Annotated in this window: 7 protein-coding genes; 5 read left to right on the forward strand and 2 right to left on the reverse strand. The window is 41.6% G+C overall.

Annotated elements, in window-relative coordinates; genetic code table 11:
- The coding region (locus tag PX636_RS05830) for an AAA family ATPase (RefSeq protein WP_288116473.1) at positions 1-372 on the forward strand (372 nt) is incomplete at its 5' end.
- On the forward strand, positions 350-1,054 hold the full coding sequence (locus tag PX636_RS05835) for a DUF3226 domain-containing protein (protein ID WP_004163382.1): 705 nt from the start codon (positions 350-352) through the stop codon (positions 1,052-1,054). The genes PX636_RS05830 and PX636_RS05835, both read left to right, overlap by 23 nt.
- Positions 1,055-1,106: 52 nt before the next feature.
- Here PX636_RS05835 and psbV read toward each other — a convergent pair whose 3' ends face one another.
- Positions 1,107-1,592 (reverse strand): photosystem II cytochrome c-550, encoded by a 486-nt coding sequence (psbV, locus tag PX636_RS05840; protein WP_002785283.1) that lies wholly within the window; start codon positions 1,590-1,592, stop codon positions 1,107-1,109.
- A 128-nt stretch (positions 1,593-1,720) separates the two neighbouring features.
- The gene (locus PX636_RS05845; RefSeq protein WP_002735525.1) at positions 1,721-1,927 is read right to left on the reverse strand and encodes a hypothetical protein; all 207 of its coding nucleotides are present in this window, start codon (positions 1,925-1,927) and stop codon (positions 1,721-1,723) included.
- 462 nt (positions 1,928-2,389) lie between these two features.
- On the opposite strand from PX636_RS05845, the gene remA reads away from it, so the two are divergent.
- The 3 genes from remA to PX636_RS05860 form a co-directional block, all read left to right on the forward strand.
- The gene (gene remA / locus PX636_RS05850) at positions 2,390-2,659 is read left to right on the forward strand and encodes an extracellular matrix/biofilm regulator RemA (RefSeq protein ID WP_002737924.1); all 270 of its coding nucleotides are present in this window, start codon (positions 2,390-2,392) and stop codon (positions 2,657-2,659) included.
- Positions 2,660-2,671: 12 nt separating this feature from the next.
- Complete coding sequence (gene gmk, locus PX636_RS05855) at positions 2,672-3,226, forward strand: guanylate kinase (protein ID WP_004163380.1); 555 nt, start codon at positions 2,672-2,674, stop codon at positions 3,224-3,226.
- A 306-nt stretch (positions 3,227-3,532) separates the two neighbouring features.
- A partial coding sequence (locus tag PX636_RS05860; RefSeq protein WP_288116474.1) for an RNA-guided endonuclease InsQ/TnpB family protein occupies positions 3,533-4,158 on the forward strand: 626 nt, incomplete at its 3' end.

Here is a 4,158-nt window from a genome sequence, read left to right on the forward strand (position 1 = left end):
CGCCTACCCATATCTCTGTTTGGTGAAGCTATTAATCGTCTGATAGAGATGATTTTTGCTCTACTCATCAATCCTAAAAAAATTATTTTTATCGATGAAATAGAAAATGGTCTTCACTATACTGCTTACCCAGATATTTGGAAAACTTTATTCCGATTAGCTATCGAACTAGATAGCCAAATTTTTGCCACAACCCACAGTTTAGAGATGATCCAAGCTTTTGCCGATGTGGGGTTAGAATATTATCCAGAAGAGGGGGCTTATTTTGAACTAGCAAGGAGTCCCAGAACTGATAAAATTATCGGTATTAAAAGTGAATTAGATATCTTAGATTACGCTCTCAAGCATAATGATCGAATCAGAGGTGAGTAGAATCGTGGCTAATGTAATAATTGTTGAAAGTCAAGATGATGCGGCTTTTTTACGAGCTATTATTGAGCATATTAATGAATCGAATCATTTAACGATAACTATTGTTGAATTTTATATTCTAGACGGAATAGAACGAGAAAATTATCGTAGCCTTGAACAACGACTGAAACGACTTAATAACACCCTGCTCAAAGATGATATTCAAAAGATAGGTATTGTTTTAGATTTAGACGAACAAACCAGACAAGAAAGACTTGCTCTGGTTAGTCAATGTATTCAAAGAGTTTTTAGAGAAGCAGTCAGGATAGATGATACCCAAAAGCTATTTCAATTAAATGCTTCTACGAATACTCAAATAGGTTGTCATTTTCTTCATGTTAATGAACAGGGGGAACTAGAGACAGTGTTGAGAGAAATTAAAACCCAAGATTCTCCCCATGCTGATTGTGTAGAAGCTTGGCGATCCTGTCTTGCACAAAAAAATATTGATATAAATCGTAAAAAAATTGATAAATTGTGGATTCAAAACTATATCAGGGAAGATACACCATCACAGAATGAAAAAAGAGAGGCTAAGAAATATTGTAATTTATCCCATGCTTTAACCAAAAAAGATATTTGGAACTTTGAGCATGAAGTATTAAATGAACTCAAAGAATTTTTACAACTATTTGCTATCTAATCAAAAATCCCCCTAGAAATCTAGAGGGATTGAGGGATATATGGAGGGCAATTTAGAAGTAAATTGTCCCACCCCAGCGCTCGTCTAGACGGGGAGCAACCAACATATAAGCGGCGACGTTATACACATCATCTTCGGTCAGATTGCGTAATTCTGGGAAGATATCGGGACGGCTAACATTGGGATGAAATTCGCTCAGATCATCTTCACCATCGTAACTGGTGGGATGTTCTAGATAATCAATCAATGCTAACAGATTATCTCTGGGAGGTTCCGCTTTTGCTAGATCACCCAGACCCAAACTGACGTTATTATTAGTTTTGGTTTTACCTTGCAGGTGACACTTAGTACAATTGGCGACAAAAAGTTTCTGTCCTTCCGTCGCTTGTTCAGAAGTCAAAGTCACCGATTCCCCTGCGTCATTGAGGGTGATGGTGAGGGTTTTTTCATTGAGTTCTAAGGCACTAGCGCCGTTAAGATTGAATTGTAATACAAAAAAGACTACAGCGATCGCTGCTACAATCAAACGTTTGATCATTGTTCTCCTACTCGCAATTGTTCCAAGAAAGGGGATTTTAAGGTGACTAAAAAATTTTCTCCTCTGGGAGGGTATCGATCGATTCTAAGTGATCACGGACACCGAGAAGATCGCAGTGGGGAATAAAGTCAAGGGGACGTTTCCGTTTTCGAGGCGGTTACTCCTGAGCGTTGGGATAAAATCAGTGAGATAATTGCTTTAGCATCTTCTAGGGCGAGATTAGTCTGCCGATCTTTATAGGAGATGCCTAATTGGTCGCAAAGTGACAACACAGATTCATCGGCCAGATCGTACTCTGCCGCAATATCAGCGATCGATAGATCAGCAAAACCCATAGTCTAACACACCCACCAAGGATAGAGAATACTTATTAGTCACCATAATTATCATGCCATTGCCGGGGACATTCTTAACAGTGATCAGTGATCAGTGATCAGTGATCAGTGATCAGTGATCAGTTGTGAGTTTTCAGTTCACTGATTACTGTTTACTGTTTACTGATCACTGAAAAAAGCTCCCATCACCCTAAACCCCATCTCCCCACACCCCACACCCTACACCCCACACCCTACACCCCATTCCCCCAAAATTCCCTAATTTTCCCGACTTTTGCCTTTTTATTCCCTAAGATAGAGACTCGTGTAAACAAATTTAATTAAAATCGCAAAAAACCTGAAAAAATACTAAAATGTGATTAAGAATGTTATTTTTAGCGTTGTAAGGCTAAATCTTTCTCGATAACATTGTAATCATACCTCCACACTCTTTTGTACAAAGGACTGCACCTTTGTTAACTTATGGATATACAACTGATCAACATCGGCTTCGGTAATATTGTTTCCGCTAATCGGGTTATCGCCATCGTTAGCCCAGAATCTGCTCCTATCAAACGCATCATCAGTGATGCTCGGGATAAAGGCTGTTTAATCGATGCTACCTACGGAAGACGGACTCGTGCGGTGATCATCACCGATTCTAGTCATGTAGTGCTGTCGGCCATTCAACCGGAAACCGTGGCTCACCGTTTCGTGGTCAACAAGGAAGCGCCTGTTAATAGTAGCAACTAAGTCATTAACCCCATGCAACCCGGTCAATTAATTGTCATTACCGGCCCTAGCGGTGTGGGCAAGGGTACGCTAGTCCGGCATTTACTAACTCGTTTCCCTAACCTCTACCTGTCCGTATCCGCCACTACGCGCCCACCTCGACCGGGTGAAATTGAGGGGGAAGATTACTACTTTCTCGACCGTCCCAGTTTCGAGGAGAAAATGGCAGCCGGAGAATTTCTAGAATCGGCCGAATACGCGGGCAACTACTATGGAACACCCCAATCGGCGATCGCCGCTCAATTAGCAACAGGCCAGACCGTAATTCTAGAAATCGAACTAGAGGGAGCCAGACAGGTCTGTCAAAGCTTCCCCGAAGCGAGGAGAATCTTTATCCTACCCCCCAGTTTCGAGGAATTAGAACGTCGTTTGCGCGGCCGGGGCAAAGATGCCGAAACAGCGATCGCCCGCCGTCTAGAGCGCGCCCAAGAAGAATTAGCCGCCAGCGAGGAATTCCCCGATCAAATCGTCAACGATGACCTAGAAACCGCCCTAGATGCCATCGAGAAGATTATTTTTAGCCGTTAGCTGTTGGGGTTTAGGTGTTGGGGTTTTAGGGGTTTTAGGGTTTTAGGGTTTTAGTTGAAATTTCCCACTTCCCCACTTCCCCTAATCCTTATCCCCCATTCCCTAAGTTACCTAAAATATCGGATGAATACCCCCGCTACATTTTTCGATAAGATACTCACAAAAATTAGCGGGGGATGAAATCCGACCAGAATATCAATGACCCTGAGCGAAGTCGAAGGGTCAGCAACGGAGCATCGGTTTAATTCCACCATCTGTGGACAAACTGTGTTATAATCTACTTAACCAATGGTCGAGAATTGTTAGATGCTAGTCGTAGAAGCAAAGCTAAAAAACGGGACACTAGAGCAATATCACCGGCTTGATGAAGCAATTAGAACATCTCAGTTTGTGCGTAACTCTTGTGTTCGTTATTGGATGGATCATAAGGGTACAACCCGCAATGATCTCCAAAAACTTTGCTCGGTACTAGCTAACAATAAAGAGACACCTTGGGTTAATAAATTAAACTCACAAGCACGTCAATCGGCTGCTGATAGAGCCTGGCAATCAATTAATCGGTTTTACCAGAATTGTCATGCCAAGATACCGGGAAAAAAGGGGTTTCCTCGGTTCAAAAAGCATAGTCGTTCCGTTGAGTATAAACTAACAGGCTACCAACTATCTGATGATAGACGTAAAATCAGATTTACTGATGGCTTTAAAGCAGGAGAATTTGATTTATGGTGTAGCAAAAAGACCTTAGTTTATTATTCAGAGCAACAGATTAAACGGGTAAGAGTTGTTAGACGTGCTGACGGTTATTATTGTCAGTTTTTGATTGACGTAGAACGGCAAGAATACCATAAACCAACGGGACAAATAACAGGAATTGACTTAGGTCTAAAAGAATTTTATACCGATTCTCAAGGTAATACTGTAGAGAATCCACG

The organism is Microcystis sp. M53598_WE2 (assembly GCF_030067735.1).
Lineage (GTDB): Bacteria > Cyanobacteriota > Cyanobacteriia > Cyanobacteriales > Microcystaceae > Microcystis > Microcystis aeruginosa.